Here is an 18034-nt window from a genome sequence, read left to right as displayed (position 1 = left end):
CTGCCAAAGCGCGCGTGTATTCGCCCGAAGTGAAGAGCCAAGAAAAATGGCGCCGAAGCGCCATTGGGAAGAGAAACATGCCTTACGTTTTACCGGCTTACGCCTTTACGTTTGCCGTTGTCGATGCAAAGCCAAGCGGCTTAGACCAAGCGACTTAGACCAAGCGGCTTAGGCTAAACGACAGGCGTTCAGCCGGCATGACTGCGGGCGGCTTTACTGCTGAATATGCAGCAGTACCCGCTTTTCAGAAATCGGCACCGCCGTGCCGAGCACCTGGGCAAAGAGTGACACCCTGAGCTCCTCAATCAGCCAGCGCGCCTCCAGCAAATGCGCCGGTACCGGCAAGCTTTTGGGCACCTTGGCAAGCTGCGCCGCCAGCGCCTGCTCAACCTTTTGCACCGACAGCAGCTGCAGCTTGTCCCGCGTTGGGTCAACCGGCAGTTTTTCCAACCGATAATCAATGGCTTTAAGATAGCGAATGACATCGCCCAAACGACTATAGCCGCAATCGGCCACAAAGCCCTTGTACACCAGCTTGTCGAGCTGCGCCTGAATATCGCTCATGGCAAAAGCAATATCGAGGCTGATTTTTCCCTTGAGGCGCTTTTTGATGCCGTTGTGCAGCGTGAGAATTTGCTCGACCTTAAGCGCTATGCCCTCGGCAACTTCGTTAAGCTCGGCGCGCACCGCATCCCTTGCGGCATCAAACCCGGCTTTGCTGCGCACATCCAGCTTGCTCGCATCCATTATCTGCGCCACCGCGGCATCGATAATGTCGTCAATCAGCAGCTGCACCTGCCCGAAGGGGTTAAAGTACATGGCAAGCTTGGCTTTATTCGGCAGCGCCTGCTGCAGGTGCTTCACCGGTGACGGAATATTGATAAGCAGCAGCCTTCTAACGCCCTTCGCGTGGGCCATTTTTGCCTGATGTTCATCATCAAAGAGTTTCACCGCAACACTGGATTTGTCATCCACCAACGCTGGGTATGCCTTCACTTCGTAGCTTCCCTTGCGGCGCTGGTACTGTGAAGGCAATTCATCGATAGTCCACTCAGTAAGCCCAGCTTGCTCTATGCCTGCCTTAGCCACCTGACGAATGGCCTTGGCAACCACCCCCTGAAGCGACGCCTTGAGTGCATCAAGGTCGCGGCCACGGGCGACCGGCTTGCCGTTATCATCTTCGATAATGAAGTTCATTTTAAGGTGCATGGGCAGCTCGGCCTCGGCAAAATCCTCGCCGCTCACTTTAGTGCCTGTCATCCGCAACAGCCGCTTGGCGAGTGCCTCCAACAAGGGCAGGGATTTGTCCATGGACTCCACCGCCGCGCGGGCATAATCCGGCGCCGGTACAAAGTTACGCCGCAGCGCCTTTGGCAGGGATTTAATCAGCGCCATGCACTTTTCTTCAAGTAACCCCGGCACCAGAAAATCAAAGCCACTGTCTTCAACCTGATTGAGCAGCGCCACCGGAATATGAATACTGACGCCGTCATCGTCGGTGCCGGGCTCAAACTGGTAACTCACGGCAAAACTTAAGTTGCCCTGCTGCCACTTGTCAGGAAAATCGAGTTTGGACACATGGCCTGTGCTACGGGCATACAGCATCTCCTCGGTAAAGTTGAGGAGATTTGGCTCTTTGCGTTTGGCCTCTTTCCACCAGCTGTAAAGCCTCGGCGCATTAAAAATACCTTCCGGCAGGCGGGCATCGTAGAAATCAAACAGCACCTGCTCGTCCACCAGAATGTCGCGCCGGCGGGACTTGTGCTCAAGCTCTTCCACCTCTTCCAGCAGCTTTTGGTTATGCAGGAAAAAGGCTTCTTTGGTTTTAAGCTCACCTTCGGCAAGGGCGCAGCGAATAAAGATTTCCCGCGCTTCCTCCGGATTAATGGCGCCGTACTGCACCTTGCGCCGGTTAACTATGGTGAGGCCGTACAGCACCTGATTCTCGAACGCCACCACCGCGCCCTGATTTGCCTCAAAGTGCGGCTCATTGTGCTGCTTTTTAATGAGATGTGCGGCCAGCTCTTCAAGCCATTCAGGCTCAATTTTGGCGCAGCCACGGGCAAACAGACGACTGGTTTCAGTAAGCTCAGCCGCGACTATCCACTTGGGGCCTTTTTTGGCAAGCGGCGAGCCCGGGAACACATAAAAGCGGCGGTTACGGGCGCCCAGATACTCGTTGTTATTGTCTTTAAAGCCGATGTGACTGAGCAGCCCCGACAAAATGGCGCGGTGCAGGCTGTCGTAATCGGCGGGCACAGTATTGAGCTTGAGTTTCAGCTCATGCACGCTCTGGCGCACCTGGGTGTAGAGATCCTGCCATTCGCGCACCCGCAAATAAGCCAGATACTCCTGCTGACACAGCTTTCGGAACTGACTCGCCGACAGCGCCTTTTGCTGCTCTTTAAGGTAATTCCACAGGTTCAGCAGCGAGACAAAGTCAGAGTCTTTGTCGGCAAAGCGACTATGGGACTCATCGGCGGCCTGCTTTTTCTCTGCCGGGCGCTCGCGGGGATCCTGGATGGAGAGCGCCGAGGTGACCACCAGCGCCTCATGGAGCGCGCCGCGCTTAGATGCCTCCAGCACCATGCGCGCAAGCCTTGGGTCCAACGGCACATGGGCAAGCTGACGCCCAAGGGGCGTCATCTGCGGCTCGCCTTTTTTAAGGCGGATAGCCTCAAGTTCTTCAAGCAGCAAAAAGCCGTCTTTGATATGGCGCTCATCGGGCGGCTGAATGAAGGGGAAACCCTTGATATCGCCAAGACCGATGGCGAGCATCTGCAAAATCACCGACGCGAGGTTGGTACGCAGAATTTCCGGATCGGTAAACTCCGGCCGCGACAGGAAATCCTGCTCATCGTACAGGCGAATACAAATGCCCGGCCCTACCCGGCCGCAGCGGCCCTGGCGCTGGTTGGCGCTGGCCTGACTGATAGGTTCAATCGGCAGGCGCTGCACCTTGGTGCGATAGCTGTAACGGCTGATGCGCGCTGTACCCGGGTCAATCACGTAGCGAATGCCGGGCACCGTAAGTGAAGTTTCAGCCACGTTGGTGGCAAGCACGATGCGCCGTCCGCTGTGGGGCTTAAACACCTTGGACTGCTCACCGTAGGAGAGCCTTGCGTACAGCGGCAACACTTCGGTATCGCGGTAATGGCGTTTGGAGAGCTGCTCGGCGGTGTCGCGAATTTCCCGCTCGCCGGTCATAAATATCAAAATATCGCCCGGGCCTTCGGCCATCAGCTCCTCAACCGCTTCGAAGATGCCGTCCATCTGGTCAAGATCCGGTGCATCATCTTTGACCAAGGGGCGGTAGCGGGTTTCCACCGGATAGGTGCGGCCCGACACTTCAATCACAGGCGCATTGCCAAAGTGTTTGGAGAAACGGTCCACATCGATGGTAGCCGAGGTAATGATAAGTTTCAGATCCGGGCGCTTGGGCAGCAACTGCTTTAAATAGCCCAGAATAAAGTCGATGTTGAGGCTGCGCTCATGGGCCTCGTCGATGATGATGGCATCGTACTGGTTAAGGAACTTATCGGATGACAACTCCGCCAGCAAAATACCGTCGGTCATCAGCTTGATGTAACTGTTTTCATTGATGGCATCGGCAAAGCGCACCTTAAAGCCCACCGCTTCACCGAGCGGACTTTTAAGCTCTTCGGCAACCCGGTTTGCCACACTGCGAGCGGCCAGACGCCGTGGCTGGGTGTGACCGATAATGCCGCGGCTGCCAAGCCCAAGCTCCAAACAGATTTTTGGCAGCTGGGTGGTTTTGCCCGAGCCGGTTTCACCGGCCACTATCACCACCTGATGGGCGGCGATGGCGGCAGCAATTTCATCGCGCTTTTGCGAAACCGGTAAATTATCGGGGTATTCAATCGCCGGCCGGTTGGCAAGCCGCGCCTCGACTTTGGCCTGGGCGGCCTTGGCGCGCTCCGTCAGCGAGGCGAGTTTTTCGGCCCGTGCATCTTCGTCTTTGAGCCGCTCAACATCGCGCAGCTCGCGGCGAATACGCATGGCATCCGATTGAAAACATTCCTGTAAATAAGCTCGGGATAGCGGGTGGTGTGAAGCGCTCAAAACCGATTTCCAATACATCAAACAAAGAGGCCGATCCTAACAAGAAGTGCCGGCTTTGGGTATAAAAAAGCCCCGCGAGCGGGGCTTTTTTGGGCAGGCAGGCGCGTTTACGCGGGCGCGAGATAGCACTGCTGCATATAGGTATTCATCGCGGCCAGCACATTGGTGCGGTTGATGGTGCCAACCACTCGGCCATTTTCAACCACCGGATAAATCTTGGGTTTGGCACCTGTCATCTGCTCGGCAAGCCGAAGCACACTGTCATCCGGGCTCACCGACAACACTTCTGAGCGCATACAGTCGGCCACAATTGCCGTTAAATCACAGTGATAGCTGCTTTTAAGCATCACAGCCAAACAATCCTGCTGCGACAGAAAGCCAACCAAATGCTGGCTTTCATCCACCACAGCCGCACCGTTCTTTTTATGTTGCAGCAATAATTCAACTGCAGTGGCAAGCGTCATGTCAGGCTTGAGCAAAATGGCTTGCCTGTCCATATGCTCTCTGACCTTAATCGAATCCATGGCATTCCCCTGTCAGATGGTTCATTTCCCATTGTAGGAAAAAACAGCGCCTTTCGCTTGTCAAGGATTACGATTGTGTCAATCGGCAAACTCCATGACTTCACCAAACTACAGGGTTTCGCCAAGGGGTTTGCACTCGGACTGCAAAGCGGTTCGGTCTTGATGCCTTATCTGTCGTTCCAGATCATCATCACCGGCGCCTCATTGCCAACGCGGCTCGCGCGGTACATGCCTTCGGTGTTAAAGGGCATGGCGATGTTACCTTTGCCATCGATGGCGATAATGCCGCCGCTGCCGCCCGCCCCGACCAGGCGTTTCATCACCACTTCATCGGCGGCATCCTGCACCGTTTTTTGCTGGTACTTGATGCGGGCGCAGATATCGCCGGCAACCTGATAACGGATAAAGTACTCGCCATGGCCCGTGGCCGACACGGCGCAGACACCATTTTCGGCATAGGTGCCGGCGCCGATAACCGGTGAGTCACCAATACGGCCAAAGCGTTTGGCGGTCATGCCGCCGGTGGAGGTTCCGGCGGCAAGATTGCCGTTTTTATCCAGCGCCACGGCGCCCACTGTGCCGAATTTGTAATCCAGATCCAGACTGGTGGCTGACGCCTGAAAATCCTTGGTGGCCGCTTCTGCGGCCTTGATTTTGGCCTTGGCATCGAGCAATTGCTGATAACGCGGCTCGGTATCAAAGGTGTTGGCCGGCACCAATGTCATGCCCTGGGTCAGGGCAAACTCTTCGGCGCCCGCGCCTGCAAGCATCACATGATCTGACTTATTCATTACCAGCAGCGCCAAATCAATGGGGTTTTTTATGTGTTTTACCCCGGCAACCGCGCCGGCATTCATGGTTTTACCGTCCATCACCGACGCATCGAGCTCGTGGGCACCATCAAAGGTATACACGGCGCCGACGCCTGCGTTAAACAGCGGGCTGTCTTCCATAATATTGATGGCGGCCTTGATGGCATCCAGACTGTCGCCGCCGCTTGCCAGAATACTGTGACCGGCGTTCACCGCCTTTTCCAGCGTGGCCTTATATTCTTTCTCCTGCGCCTCGGTGAGTTTGGCGCGGGAAATGGTGCCGGCACCACCGTGGATAGCAATCCCGAACGGACGGTCAGCCGCTGGGGTATCGGATTTTGCATGGGACGGCATAGTGACTCCAAAACTTAAGAGCAAGGTTGCGAGGGCAAGAGTTTTGTGCATGTTATCCTTCTTTCGTGTGACAACTCTGTGTTCTTTTTAACGATTTTCGCATGCTAACTCAATCCCAACTTGCCTGCGACAGTTGATGGGGTGACAATTGAATTCAATGGAATATTGACAGCAATTCTGGATTTTTGCGCACCTTGAAATTCTCAGCCTTATACCGGGGCGGGCTTTTTGCTGCGACCCTGACTCTCTCTCCTCTGGTGCTTGGCGCCGATCCTGTTCTGCGCGTCACCGTCAAAGGCGTTGATGAAGCGCTCAGCAAAAATATCCTCGCCCACCTTGGCACGCTGCCGGAAAACGAAGTGCAGCGGCGCGCCTTTTTGTTCAACGTCGATGACAGCGTGACCGCAGCGCTGCAGTCGGTGGGTTACTACCACGGCGAGCTCACGCCGACCCTCGAGCGGCCTGAAAAAGGCCCCTGGCAGCTCACGCTTGACGTGGCCGCAGGCGAGCCGACCCGCATCGACTGGGTCGACATTCGCTTTCATGGCGACATGTTGCATGACCCGAGTTTCTCCCGCTGGCTTGACGGCGTCAGCCTTAAACCCGGCGATGTGCTCAATCACGGCAAATATGAAAGCGTCAAAGCCGAACTTGGCGCGCTGGCATTATCGCGCGGTTATTTTGACGGCAGTTATGCCAAGTCTGAAATCCGCGTCAATCGCGACGAAAACCGCGCCACCATCAGCCTGCATTTTAATTCAGGGGAGCGTTACCGCTTTGGCACTGTCACCTTTGAAGGCTCAACCCTGAAAGACGGCTTTTTGGATAAACTCATTCCGTTTGATGAAGAGTCGCCCTACGCAACCCGCCGCCTGTCGACCTTTAACAGCCAGTTGCAGGAAACCGGCTACTTCCGTTCGATAAAGGTGCTACCACAAATCGACAAGGCCAGCGACGGTCAGGTGCCGGTGAGGGTCGAAGTTGAAAATCGCCCGGATCATTCGATTGAGCTTGGTCTTGGCGCCGATATCGGCTCAAGTTCAGACAGCGCCTTTGAGCCGCGGGTGCGGGTTACCTGGCGTACGCCGCAAATAAACCGCCACGGCCACTCGCAGGAAACGAGCCTTGAGTGGTCGCCCGACCGGCCGAAGTTTTTAACCACCTACACCATACCCCTTACTCATCCTCTCGATGATCAGCTGAAAATTCGCTTGGGGCTCCTGCGGGACAAATACGGTGTGACCCAGGTGTATGTGCCGGAGGAGCTGGATTTTGCCAACACCGGCCAGCTTGAATCGAGCAAGCAGCTTATTGGCGCGCTGCGCCAGCAAACCCTGGAAAGCGGCTGGCTGATGGGCTATTCGGTCGACTTTATCCGCGAAGCCTATACCCAATCCGAAATTGACTACGATCCGCTGTTTTTACTCGGTGGTTTCAGTTTGTCGAGCACGGTGCGCGGCGATGCCAGTCTCGACCCCAAATGGGGCTATCGCCACTCTTACAGCCTCGACTATGCCGATCCAAGCCTTGGCTCCGACACTCGCCTGACCCGTATTCAGGCCAAGTTCAAGTGGATTGATACCTTCTTTGACAAGCACCGAATCGTTGCCCGCGCCGATTTTGGCCTCAACCTGGTGAGCGATTCGGATTTGGCGCTGGTGCCACCGTCGCTGCGCTATTTTGCCGGTGGCGATCAGAGTATCCGCGGCTATGCCTATCAGGAGCTCGGGCCTTACTTTGAATACACCAACTCCGACGGCGTGACCGCCCGCGAAGTAGTCGGCGGCCGCTATCTGGCCGTTGGCAGTGTTGAATATCAGTACTACCTCACTCCCACCTGGCGCCTTGGCAGCTTTGTCGATGCGGGTAATGCCTTTGATAAAGACCAGTTTGAACCTGTGGTGTCGGTGGGCGGCGGGATCCACTGGATTTCGCCCATCGGCCCCATCAAATTTGATGTGGGTGTTGGCCTGAATGAAACCGAAACCCTTGAGCGCTCCTGGCGTATTCACCTGACCATGGGGAGCGAGCTATGAGTACTGATAAACATAAACCGGGCGAGCAAGACGCTGGCGCTCAGTCAATCCATCCAGCTATCGACAACACCGCAGCCAGTGACAACACAGCTGCCGGCGACAAGCCCGCAGCCAGCGAGCAGGTGTCAACGCCCAAAGGCCGCTGGTATCACCCCTGGGGTCTTTTTAAACTCTGTGTCCGCACTGTGGTTTACGTGCCGCTGGCGCTGCTTATCATTGCCGCGCTGATACTTGGCACCGGCTTTGGCGCCCGCAGTGCCATTGCGTTGGCGGTAAAATTCGTCCCCAATCTCAAGGCGACCTATGTCGAAGGCACGCTGAACAAGGCACTGACCCTCGCCGATGTCGCCTGGTCGATGGACGGCATTGATGTCAAAGCCGATAACCTGCACCTTGGCTGGCAGCCATCCTGTTTGCTGACCAAAAGGCTTTGCGTTAATGCGCTTGATATCCAAGGCCTTGAGGTTGCCATCGACACAGCGTCGCTGCCGGCGGGTGAGCCCAAACCCGAGCCAGAGGAGCCAAGTGGCCCGATTGAGCTTCCCTTCAGCATTGCCCTCGATTCGGCGGTAATAAATCAGGCTGACATACGTGTGGATGCGATGCGCTTTGGGGCAACACGCCTTGATGCCGCCGCCGAGTGGGATGAGACCTTGGTTATCTCAAAGCTCAGTTCCCAGGGCCTCAGCGTGTTTATTCCGCCTGCTGATGCACCGGCTGGGGAGCAAGTCGCAGCCACTACTACAGCCCAGGTAGTCACAGACGCTGCTGCCAATGCGGCGGCTGATGCCAATAAAGCTGAGACTGGAGCTGTAACGACAAACACGCAAAGCGCGCCTGACGCTGCTAATCCTGGCACTGCATACTCAGGCACTGCAAACCCAGGCACAGCCAACGCTGCCAGTGCCAACCCTGTCACTTCTGCCACAGCGGCCAAAGCGGCCACGGGCTCTGAAAGTGACGCAAATAGCTGGCCACTGGCCCAGCTGCCTGAAGTGGTGCTGCCGCTTAATATCGATATCCTTGGCGCCGAGCTTGCCGATACCAGCTTGGATATTGCCGCCCATCAGGAGCAGATAAATCTTGTGAAATTAAGCGCGCTGATGCTGGGCTCATCGCTTAACATCAGAACGCTTGAAATCACCCATCCCGAGGCGAGCCTGTCGCTTAAGGGCATGGTGGATTTAAGCAAGGACTATCCCCTCGATATCGCGCTGAATGCATCCGCAGATAGCCCCAAAATCCTGCCCGAACTCGGTAAGCAGGCTCTGAGTCTTAACGCCAAAGGCAGCATGACTGAGCTTGCGCTGAGCCTTGGCGCCAAAGGCACAGTTGAGCTTAATCTCAGCGCCACCGCCAAACCCGCCAACCCCGAGCTGCCCTTTACCCTATCCCTGGAGGCTGCCCGCGCCGGATGGCCGCTCAAGGAGCCTGAGTACCTTGCCGAGGCGCTTAAGCTTAACGCCTCCGGCACCCTCAATGGCCAAAGCGCCGAGCTTAGCGGCAAGGTAACGACGCCATTTAACGCGCCGCTTACCCTTGATGCCAAGCTTCAACATGAAAATCAAAAGCTTGATATCGCAAGTTTCAGCGCCGACGGCGAGCTTGGCAAACTGAGTCTCGACGGCTTTTTGGATTACCAAAAAGCACTCAGCTGGCAGGCCAATGTGGTGATGGACAATATTCAGCCATCCAAAATCATCCTGCCTGAAGGTGCAGCGCCCCTGCCATCTGGCAGTGTCAGCGGCCGCTTTGCTAACAGCGGCACACTGGATTTTGCCGATGAAAACGCCCTTCACTGGCAGGTGGCGCTTGAAAAAGCGCAGCTTAACGGCGAGCTGGATGGATTTCCGGTCACGGCCGCTGGCAGTGTCAGCGTGAATGACCAGCTGCACCTGAGCGCCCGAGACTTCGAACTTACCGCCCTTGGCGCCAAGCTGGTGCTAAGCGGCGAAACCAAAGAGCGCTGGGCCTTTTTGGGTGAACTCAACGCGCCGGATCTCTCAAGCCTTGGCGCTGACTTTGATGGCACCCTGAACGCTCGCTTTGAAGTGAGCGGCGCACAAAAAGCGCCTTTGGTCAGCCTCAATGCCAGCGGCGATGGTCTGCTGCTTGGCGGCGTGTCCCTCACGACGCTCAATATCAAGGGGCTGTATCAGCCACTGAGTCAGCATGAGTTTTCACTGTCGGCCAAGGCCGAGCAGGTAAACCTCGCCGGCCGCAAACTGGAATCGCTGACCGTGGGTGCCAAGGGGGATTTGAATCGTCAAAGCCTGACAGCCCAGACCTTTGGCGATTTGGTGCTCGCAACTCAGCTGCAAAGCGAGTTTGATGACAAGCGCCGGAAGGTTAACGCGACCCTGAGCAGTCTTAATCTCGGCACCGAGTTTGGCGCCTGGACCCTGTCGCAGCCGATGCGCTTTAACTGGCAACTCGACATAAATCAGGGCCTGCTCAGCGCCGCCTGTTTAAACCATGAGCACAGTAATCTGTGCCTGGTTAAAGATGCCGTACTCGGTGAGCGCGGCGATATTCAGCTAAGTTATCGCGGCGAGCCCGGCAAGGTGATAGATAAACTGCTGCCAAAGAATGTGGATTGGCTTGGGCAGGCAAGCCTTGACAGCACGGTGCGCTGGAGCGGCAAAACCAAGCCATCGGGCGAGCTTAGCCTCGTATTGAGCCCGGGCGAATTTACCATGAAGCGCCCCAAGGGCCAGATTGTCGAGCTTGGCTATCAGGACGTTTCGCTTAAAGCCTCTCTGACACCGGCGGCGCTGGTAACGGATCTGACCTTTTTATCGGAGCGGCTTGCGTCAATCAACAGCCACATTGAAGTCGCGGTTACCCCTGACAGGCGCCTTGATGGTCAAATCAATCTTGAGCGGGTAAACCTTGCACCGCTGAAAGAATTTTTGCCCCAGCTGGATACTCTCGAAGGGGTGATTAGCAGCGAACTTTCGCTCGCTGGCAGCCTGATGCAGCCCAACGTCAGCGGTCATCTTGCCCTTAAAAATGCGGCCTTTTCGGCAAGCTCAAACCCAACCCTGCTCAGTAACCTGAATCTGGCGATGAATTTTGCCGGTCAGCAGGCGAGTCTTTCCGGTAACTGGCTGATGGGCAATGGTGATGGCGGCATTGATGGCACCCTCGCCTGGCCGGACGGCAAATTCAGCGGTGAGCTCGCGGTAAAAGGCAACAAGCTTGCAGTCATTGTTCCGCCGATGGCACTTTTGGATGTATCGCCGGATCTGAAGCTGACCTTCGATTCCGCGATGATGGATGTCAAAGGCAGCGTTAATATCCCCACCGGCCAAATCAAGATTGTTCAGCTTGCCGATGGCGGCGTGGCGGTTTCAAGCGACGTGGTGTTTAACGACTCCATTGCCCAGGCCGCCGAGCAAACCAGCCCCTACGGCGTGACGGCAGATCTGAATATCCGGGTTGGCGATGAAATACGCATCGACGGCATGGGCCTTCATGGCAAGCTTGATGGTACCCTCCGCCTGCAGCAACAGGCTTTTAAGCCGCCGCTGCTGTTCGGCGAAGTGAAAGTGAAAAGTGGCACCTACAAGTTTATGGGCCAAACACTGAAAATCCCTAAAGGCGAGGTTCAGTTTGTCGGCCCGCCGCAGCTGCCGAACCTCAATATCGAGGCAGTGCGCGAAATCAAAGAAGAAGACATGGTGGCTGGCGTGCGCATCACAGGCACCGGCATGGCGCCGCTGGTCACTTTGTTCTCAAACCCCTCCAAAGAGCAGGCCGAAATCCTGTCCTACATCCTCAAGGGCAAGGGATTTGATGCCAACGGCACAGGTGATAACAACGCGATGATGATGAGCGCCGCGCTGTCGGTAAGCTCGTCACTGTCGGGGGGCGCTATCAACAATATTGGCAGCACCGCCACCTCGCTGGTTGAAAGCTTTGGTTTTTCCAATGTGCAGCTCGATGCCAACGATGACGGCAAGGTCGCCATCAGCGGTTACATCGGCGAAAACCTGATGGTGAAATACGGGGTTGGCGTGTTTAACCCGGGCTACGAAATGACAGTGCGCTACTATCTGCTGTCACAGCTGTACCTCGAAACCGTGTCCGGCACCCTCGGCCAGTCACTGGATATCTATTACAACTTCGATTTATAACACCTCGTCATCAGGCTGGTGCGGCCCTCGCCCACCAGCCTGATGCCGGTTCTGATACTCATCACTAAACGCCACATCCACCCAGTCCGACATTAGCAATCATCAAGCAACAGCAATTGAAAACCGAGCTAACTAACAGGAATAACAGGCATAAAAAAAGCGCCCAATGGGCGCTTTTTTCAGCTCGAAAATCGATTAGGCGTAAACGAAGTCTACGTGGTCGATCAGCGGCTTGAAGATGTGACGCTGCATAGCCTGAGCGCGTACTTTAACTTCTTTGCCATCCAGAACGATGGTCAGCTCGCTGGTGTAGAAGTCAGCGTTGGTCTGGATGTTGATGATGTCCTTGTGCTCGAATACGATGGAAACTGGCTCTTTGCCAACACCGTAGATAACAGCAGGAACTTTACCCTCACGACGCAGGCGGCGGCTCGAACCTTTCCCGATCTCAGTGCGGGTTTGTGCAGGAATAGTGTAAGACATGTTTTTATCACTCATATCAAAAAGTTAAAATGCAGCCCAATTTTCGACCAACCAGGTTGCACCCGCTTTGAAGAGTTCAAAGCGCGCGAATACTAACACACTGATCACCCAGCAGCAAGCAAACTTCCCCCAGCACCCACGCGTCAACCGCTGATGGAATGGGGTATTTTTGTCAGCGGCGCGTATATTGCTGGATTAGATGGTGCAGATTGAGCGTGATAGCAGAGTTTATTAATCTGAGTTTATTAATTTGAGTCTGTAAGTTGAGATTGATAGTTGAGATTGACAGGTACCAATGCTGCTATCAGCAGCAGTGAGGAGAGTTCCCGGATTAAGAGAGCAAAAACAACACCCATTCGAACCCTGGCACTAGAATCAAGCATCACTTCTGCAAAAGTAAAGCCTGACTTCGGCAGAGCGCTAAGCAGAAGCAAAGCATTAAAAAATGGCAACAAAAAAGCCGCCCGGAGTTCCTGAGCGGCTCTTGATGTTCGTTTGTTTGTACTTTTGTCGGTACTTTTTCTGTACTTGCCAGAAAGAGAGTTTCTGTGTTTGCCGATAAGCTCAGTTATTGCCACATTCGCATCAGTGACTGCGTCTACGGCTTGTCAGCTCAAGCACTTTCCACTTACCAGCTGCGAACCCGGCCCACATCCACATGGACAAAACCCGACTTGGGATAATAACCCACACCGCCGAGCTGAAGCTCCTTGGCCGCATCACGCACTTTATCGAGCTTGATGCCGGGGATGGCGATATCAATCGCTTTGCCTTCCATATGCAGGCTCTTCTTGGCAACGCCACCACTCTTTTTGGCCAACATATTGTTGGTCTGGGGTGAACGATAACCGGAAATGATATGGATGGTTTCGCGGGTCTTTAAATTTTCCTGCAAATAATACAGTAAATCGTACAACCGCTTGTCCATCGGCGCCGCTACATTGGCGCGATGATCCCGAAGCAGGCGATCAAAACCGGTTAAAATCGGCTTTTGATAGGTTCCATCGACCCAATACGCCCCTTTTTCCACTTCGCGGGTGTGAAGGTTTAACATCGTCAGCATCCTGCTGCCTTGGGTTGAACGGCTTGCAAACGCGGGGGAAGAGATCATGGAAACCATGGCCGCGCTGCCCAGCCCAAGCAATAATTGCCTGCGAGCAGGAGAGAAATCAGTCACTCAATCACCTTTGTATTATTTTTGGACAACTCAGACGAAAAGTATAACGAAAGACCCATATGATCAAGCATTAGCTTGCATCGATGCTGCGCTGAAACAAAGTGTATAAACTGAGCGTGACACTGATTGACTAAAAATCAAGAAAATAGCCACAAAACCGGGCTAAAGCAGGCCATAGATGTCGTCGCGGTACTGAGCCCTGCCCTCGCTGTCTATCCAGCTGGTCCAATAGACAAACCGCACCGGCATGGTTTGTTTCATGCTGAACCAGCGGGTCGTGTGCGGCTCGGCCAGGGTTTGTTGCCAGCGGCGCGCATCGGTTACCCGATTGCGGGCAAACCAGTCGGCAAGCTCCGCGATTTTCTCAACCCGCACACAGCCGGATGACAGCGCGCGGTTAGCCCGGCCGTAAAGGTGCTTTTCAGGCGTATCGTGCAGATAAATGCTGTCATCGTTGGCAAAATGCAGCTTAAAGCGCCCCAGTGAATTGTGGTCGCCCGGCCGCTGCTCCAGCCGATAGGGAAAAGCCCCCAAGGCAGCCTGCTGAAAGAAAGCTGGCGTTTCATGCACTTCGACCCCATCGTAATCGGTGACAATAAAACCTTTATGGGCAAGATAGCTGCCATCGCGGGCCACCTTGGGCAGAACATCCTGTTTCACCAGCCGCCTTGGCACCCGCCACGATGGATTGACCACCACCGCGCTTATCTCGCTCTCAAGCAGCGGCGTTTTACGACTCAGTTTGCCAACAATCACCCGTGAGCTCAGCACTGTATTGCCCCGGTCAACCAAGGCAAGGGAAAAGCCGGGAATATTCACCAACACATAGCTTTCGGGCAGCGCGCGACTTTCCCGCGTTTTTTTGACATAGCCCCGCGCGAGCAGCGTCGCGCGCGCCTTTGGGGTCATATTGAGCCATTTCAGTGTTTTAGGACCAATAACCCCATCCTGTGACAAGCCATGCCGCCGCTGAAAGGCTTTGACCGCCTCCACCAGTGCGCCATCATAGTAGCCCGTTTCAGTGATAGCCTGACCGTCACTTAACGGGTCGCTCGACGCCTCCGCCAGCGCCTGCAACATGGTAATCAGTGTCTGCATCTCAAAAAATGTATCACCCGGCCTTAATGGCTGCTCAAGTGTCAGCGAAGGCCAGTCAGCTGCCGCAAGTTGCAGTAAATGACGAATTTGCCGCATCAGCGCCGGATAGTCGCCATCGGGCTCAAGGGCGCGGAGGGTGGCGGCAAGCTCTGCCTCCCCCGCTCTTTCAGGCGATGCCTCTTGGGTTAACTGATGATTGCCCGTGGCTGACTCAAGGTCGACCTGTGCACTCTCATCGGCCGGCGTCGGCACAGCAGACTCCGGGCCAATAGTCAGATCATTATTATTCAGCTCGTGATGATTCAGGCCCTGATGGCTCAGATGTTGGCTGCCAAGACCAAGTGCCTGCCAGGTTTCACCCAGAAGCGCGATATCCCGCATCAGCGCTCGCTCGTCCAAATCCATACTGACAACCACATCTCTCAGTCGCCCATCGCTATCCGGCGACACCAGTAACAGCAGCGTTGCCATGTCCCGCAGCTGCGCCCGAACTGCGCCGGCACGCTTTTCGGTTTCAAGGCTCGCTGTGCCAATCGCTGCGGATACGCTTACAGGTGCCGATCCCTCGATAGCAACTATATTACCGACTAGATCTGAAGTAGAGGAAGCAGATATAGGCGCTGAGGTTGAGATAGGAGCCAAGGTTGAGATAGGCGCTAAGGTTAAGATAGGTGCTAAGGCCAAGAGCGCGACGGAGCTGGCAATAAATGCCGGAGCATTAGCACAAGCGTGATTTGGCAAAGCGCCGCTCAGCAGCAAAATGAGGATTGCAGCGTTTAAGCGACGGCGCTTTTCTACGTTGCAGAGTCTGCAGCTGGTTATCCTGATAACAGTGCTGCTGAATGTGCGGATAGACCCCATAGACACTCCCTTTACCGCTGCGCACGTCGGGCAAGACCCTGCCCGCCTCATTACATCATCGCACCGCCGCTTTGCCCTGTCTAAAACTGATTGCGGCGCTGGTTATTCAAAAAATCTGCTCATACAAAGCGAGAAACCGTGCCGCCAATGGGCTGAGGACTCGACGCGCCACTAAATGCAACAAGCTGCCCCTTGAACAAGCTTGCCTTCATAAAAATTTGCCCATCAAAAAGCATCGCTCAATACCGCAGTGGCTGAGCAACCTTATCGCAAAGCATTCAGCGTCAGAGCCAATTGCATACAAAGGCGGCAAACAAGCCGCTGCCGGGCATTATTGGTTGAAGTCAGCGCTCAAGCTGCTATAAATGGCGGCTTTTTTAGCTGAAAGACCACCAATCCATGAATAAATCCACCCTGTGCCGCCAAATGGCAAAGACACTCGGTATCAGTCAAAGCGCCGCGAAACGCCAACTCGATGAAATTCTCGTGCAAATTCAGCGGGCACTGGAAGAAGGTGAAACCCTGTACCTGCCGCAATTTGGCACCTTTGAATTGAGATACCATTTGCCACGGCAGGTGCGAAACCCACAAACGGGTGAATTGATGGAAACTGTGGGCTTTAACCAGCCAAGTTTTAAGGTATCGGCCGCATTAAAGCAGTTAATTAACGCCTGAGGCCGAATGCGCTAACGCTCTGCAACAGAGAGTAATGCTGTTCGCTGCGCTCGTATCAGGTTGATAGGTCGGAGCCGAGGCGTGTGCCAAGTGCACGAAAATGCTGTTGGTGGGCGTCGTCATCCGAGGCTTGCTTAATTTCACGGGCAACTGAAATATACTCTTGATAACAATCTAAATTTTTACCGCTATATCTATCTTCAAGCAGTTGCAATGTCGCTGTTAACGAGCCAATTGAAATGACTCCGTCGGGATACGGTGTTTTGAACGTGGCATCGACTCCAAACACCACCAAAGAACTTACATCGTCGATGCCAAACGCCGCCTTTACGGCCTCACAATGACCAAAGTTCTGATGTACCGGATTTTGAAATGACGAGTGTTTGCGATGCAGCACCTGTTTCCAGGTTTTGGCGTGGGGACTCGCAAAAATCCAACCGCTGTAATGCTTACTTTCAATCACCAGGACGAAATTTGGCCTTATCAGCAGTAAATCTACCTCTGTTGTCATGCCGCCGTTCACCGGAAAAAGTAAATTGGTGAACAGGCCATATCGCTCACCCCGATAATGCGTCCGAATAATATCTGCTATTGCCTTTTCGCCCTGCTCGCCACGGCGTTTGGCAGAGTTGGTGGAAAATACCGCCGCCAAAAGTGCCAGCAGCAAAGCGCCTAAGACCAGAAACATCAAACCCTTCAGGGTAAAGCGCAGTATTTGCTCATGTGGCGGAAGCGAAACATCGGTGTCAGTGACCCTAAGGGACTGAGCGCCCGGCACTGCAACCACAGCTGTGCCCCGATGCGCTACCTCAGACTGTGCGCTGCGCTTTGCGCGTTCTGCCACTTCTGCGCCTTCTGCACCATTTGCCCCCGTCACTCCCCCTGCTCTATCTTCCAGCTCGGCTTTCTCTACCAATTCAGCGAGTGATTTCCCCTGTACTTTACGCGGCGAGACACAGTGACGTTGAAAGCTGGCAGTCAATTCCTGCTGCTGTCGACTGCCTTCGGCGTAGCGGTCACGCTCGCTGGCAATAAGCAAACAGGTCCCTTCGGTATATTGATCAGGTTTAACCGATGTCTTGCCCTGCTGCAGAGTGTTTGCTTGAATTGGACTGGACTGAGCGTCACCCTCGGATGCGTTGGCAGCAGCAAAACCAACATTCAGAGGCAGCAGCATCAGGCAGAAAAAATAATATATTGTTTTAATGATTAAATTCCTTTTCAATCCTTAAGAGCCAAGTCACACCTGCAGTTTGTGCGGAGATGGCAGTTAGAGGCCACCCTCACGAATAGCCGCAATCAAGCCGTCGCTGCTTTGCTCAAGTAAGTCCAGCACGGTTTCAAATCCCGCCTTGCCGCCATAGTAAGGGTCCGGCACTTCCTGATTGCTGCTGTGGCCAAATGACAAGATTAATCTCAGCTTGTGTTGATATTCTGCTGGGCAGCGCTGTGTGAGATCCTTAAGGTTTTGCCTGTCTGCGGCCAAAATCAGGTCAAAGCGGTCAAAATCGCTATCCGTTACCTGTCTGGCGCGTATGCCGGAAAAATCATATCCACGGGCGGCGCCTGCGGCCACCGTCCGCGGATCCGGCGCTTCGCCCTGATGGTAGGCAATGGTGCCCGCAGAATCGATTTCAAGACTGAGCCCCGCTGCCGCTGAGCGCTTTCGAAACACAGCCTCCGCTGTCGGTGAGCGGCAAATATTCCCCATACACACAAAAAGCACTGACTTTAATGGCTCTGACATCGGCGTCTTACCTCTTATTTGCAAATCAAGTTGTTATTGTGACAA

12 protein-coding genes are annotated in these 18034 nt (G+C 54.6%); 3 read left to right on the top strand and 9 right to left on the bottom strand.

Features of this window, described 5'->3' with window-relative positions; all coding sequences use genetic code 11:
- Nucleotides 1-213: 213 nt before the first annotated feature.
- The 3 genes from hrpA to KJI95_RS15400 all read right to left on the bottom strand — a co-directional run bounded on the left by hrpA (nt 214) and on the right by KJI95_RS15400 (nt 5824).
- Nucleotides 214-4101, bottom strand: coding sequence for an ATP-dependent RNA helicase HrpA (hrpA, locus tag KJI95_RS15410; protein WP_250885878.1), 3888 nt, complete (start codon nt 4099-4101; stop codon nt 214-216).
- 89 nt (nt 4102-4190) lie between these two features.
- Nucleotides 4191-4607, bottom strand: coding sequence for a CBS domain-containing protein (locus KJI95_RS15405; RefSeq protein WP_214508075.1), 417 nt, complete (start codon nt 4605-4607; stop codon nt 4191-4193).
- 167 nt (nt 4608-4774) lie between these two features.
- On the bottom strand, nt 4775-5824 hold the full coding sequence (locus KJI95_RS15400; protein WP_214508074.1) for an isoaspartyl peptidase/L-asparaginase family protein: 1050 nt from the start codon (nt 5822-5824) through the stop codon (nt 4775-4777).
- Nucleotides 5825-5967: 143 nt separating this feature from the next.
- Between KJI95_RS15400 and KJI95_RS15395 the strand changes: the two genes are divergently transcribed.
- The gene (locus KJI95_RS15395) at nt 5968-7809 is read left to right on the top strand and encodes an autotransporter assembly complex protein TamA (RefSeq protein ID WP_214508073.1); all 1842 of its coding nucleotides are present in this window, start codon (nt 5968-5970) and stop codon (nt 7807-7809) included.
- A complete protein-coding gene (tamB, locus tag KJI95_RS15390) occupies nt 7806-11948 on the top strand; it encodes an autotransporter assembly complex protein TamB (RefSeq protein WP_214508072.1) in 4143 nt (1380 codons plus the stop codon). The genes KJI95_RS15395 and tamB overlap by 4 nt, the downstream gene beginning before the upstream one ends.
- 195 nt (nt 11949-12143) lie before the next feature.
- Here the strand turns inward: tamB and rplY are convergent, their stop codons facing one another.
- The 4 genes from rplY to KJI95_RS15370 form a co-directional block, all read right to left on the bottom strand.
- Nucleotides 12144-12431 (bottom strand): 50S ribosomal protein L25, encoded by a 288-nt coding sequence (gene rplY / locus KJI95_RS15385; protein WP_214508071.1) that lies wholly within the window; start codon nt 12429-12431, stop codon nt 12144-12146.
- Nucleotides 12432-12676: 245 nt separating this feature from the next.
- Nucleotides 12677-13009: a hypothetical protein gene (locus KJI95_RS15380; RefSeq protein WP_214508070.1), complete on the bottom strand. Its 333-nt coding sequence runs from the start codon at nt 13007-13009 to the stop codon at nt 12677-12679.
- A gap of 50 nt (nt 13010-13059) precedes the next feature.
- Nucleotides 13060-13608: a peptidoglycan L,D-endopeptidase MepK gene (gene mepK, locus KJI95_RS15375; protein WP_214508069.1), complete on the bottom strand. Its 549-nt coding sequence runs from the start codon at nt 13606-13608 to the stop codon at nt 13060-13062.
- A 162-nt stretch (nt 13609-13770) separates the two neighbouring features.
- Entirely contained in the window at nt 13771-15177 is a 1407-nt protein-coding gene (locus KJI95_RS15370; RefSeq protein WP_214508068.1) for a L,D-transpeptidase family protein, read from the bottom strand.
- A gap of 789 nt (nt 15178-15966) precedes the next feature.
- Here KJI95_RS15370 and KJI95_RS15365 point away from each other — a divergent pair.
- Nucleotides 15967-16242 (top strand): HU family DNA-binding protein, encoded by a 276-nt coding sequence (locus tag KJI95_RS15365; protein WP_214508067.1) that lies wholly within the window; start codon nt 15967-15969, stop codon nt 16240-16242.
- A 55-nt stretch (nt 16243-16297) separates the two neighbouring features.
- Here KJI95_RS15365 and KJI95_RS15360 read toward each other — a convergent pair whose 3' ends face one another.
- Nucleotides 16298-17467, bottom strand: a complete 1170-nt coding sequence (locus KJI95_RS15360) for a nuclease-related domain-containing protein (protein ID WP_214508066.1) — start codon at nt 17465-17467, stop codon at nt 16298-16300.
- Between the two features lie 45 nt (nt 17468-17512).
- Complete coding sequence (locus tag KJI95_RS15355; protein ID WP_214508065.1) at nt 17513-17989, bottom strand: low molecular weight protein-tyrosine-phosphatase; 477 nt, start codon at nt 17987-17989, stop codon at nt 17513-17515.
- Between the last annotated feature and the right edge of the window lie 45 nt (nt 17990-18034).

This window comes from Shewanella jiangmenensis (assembly GCF_018596335.1).
Classification (GTDB): Bacteria; Pseudomonadota; Gammaproteobacteria; order Enterobacterales; family Shewanellaceae; genus Shewanella; species Shewanella jiangmenensis.
The sequence above is the reverse complement of the archived record's forward strand: the minus strand, read 5'-3'. Positions and strand labels throughout refer to the sequence as shown.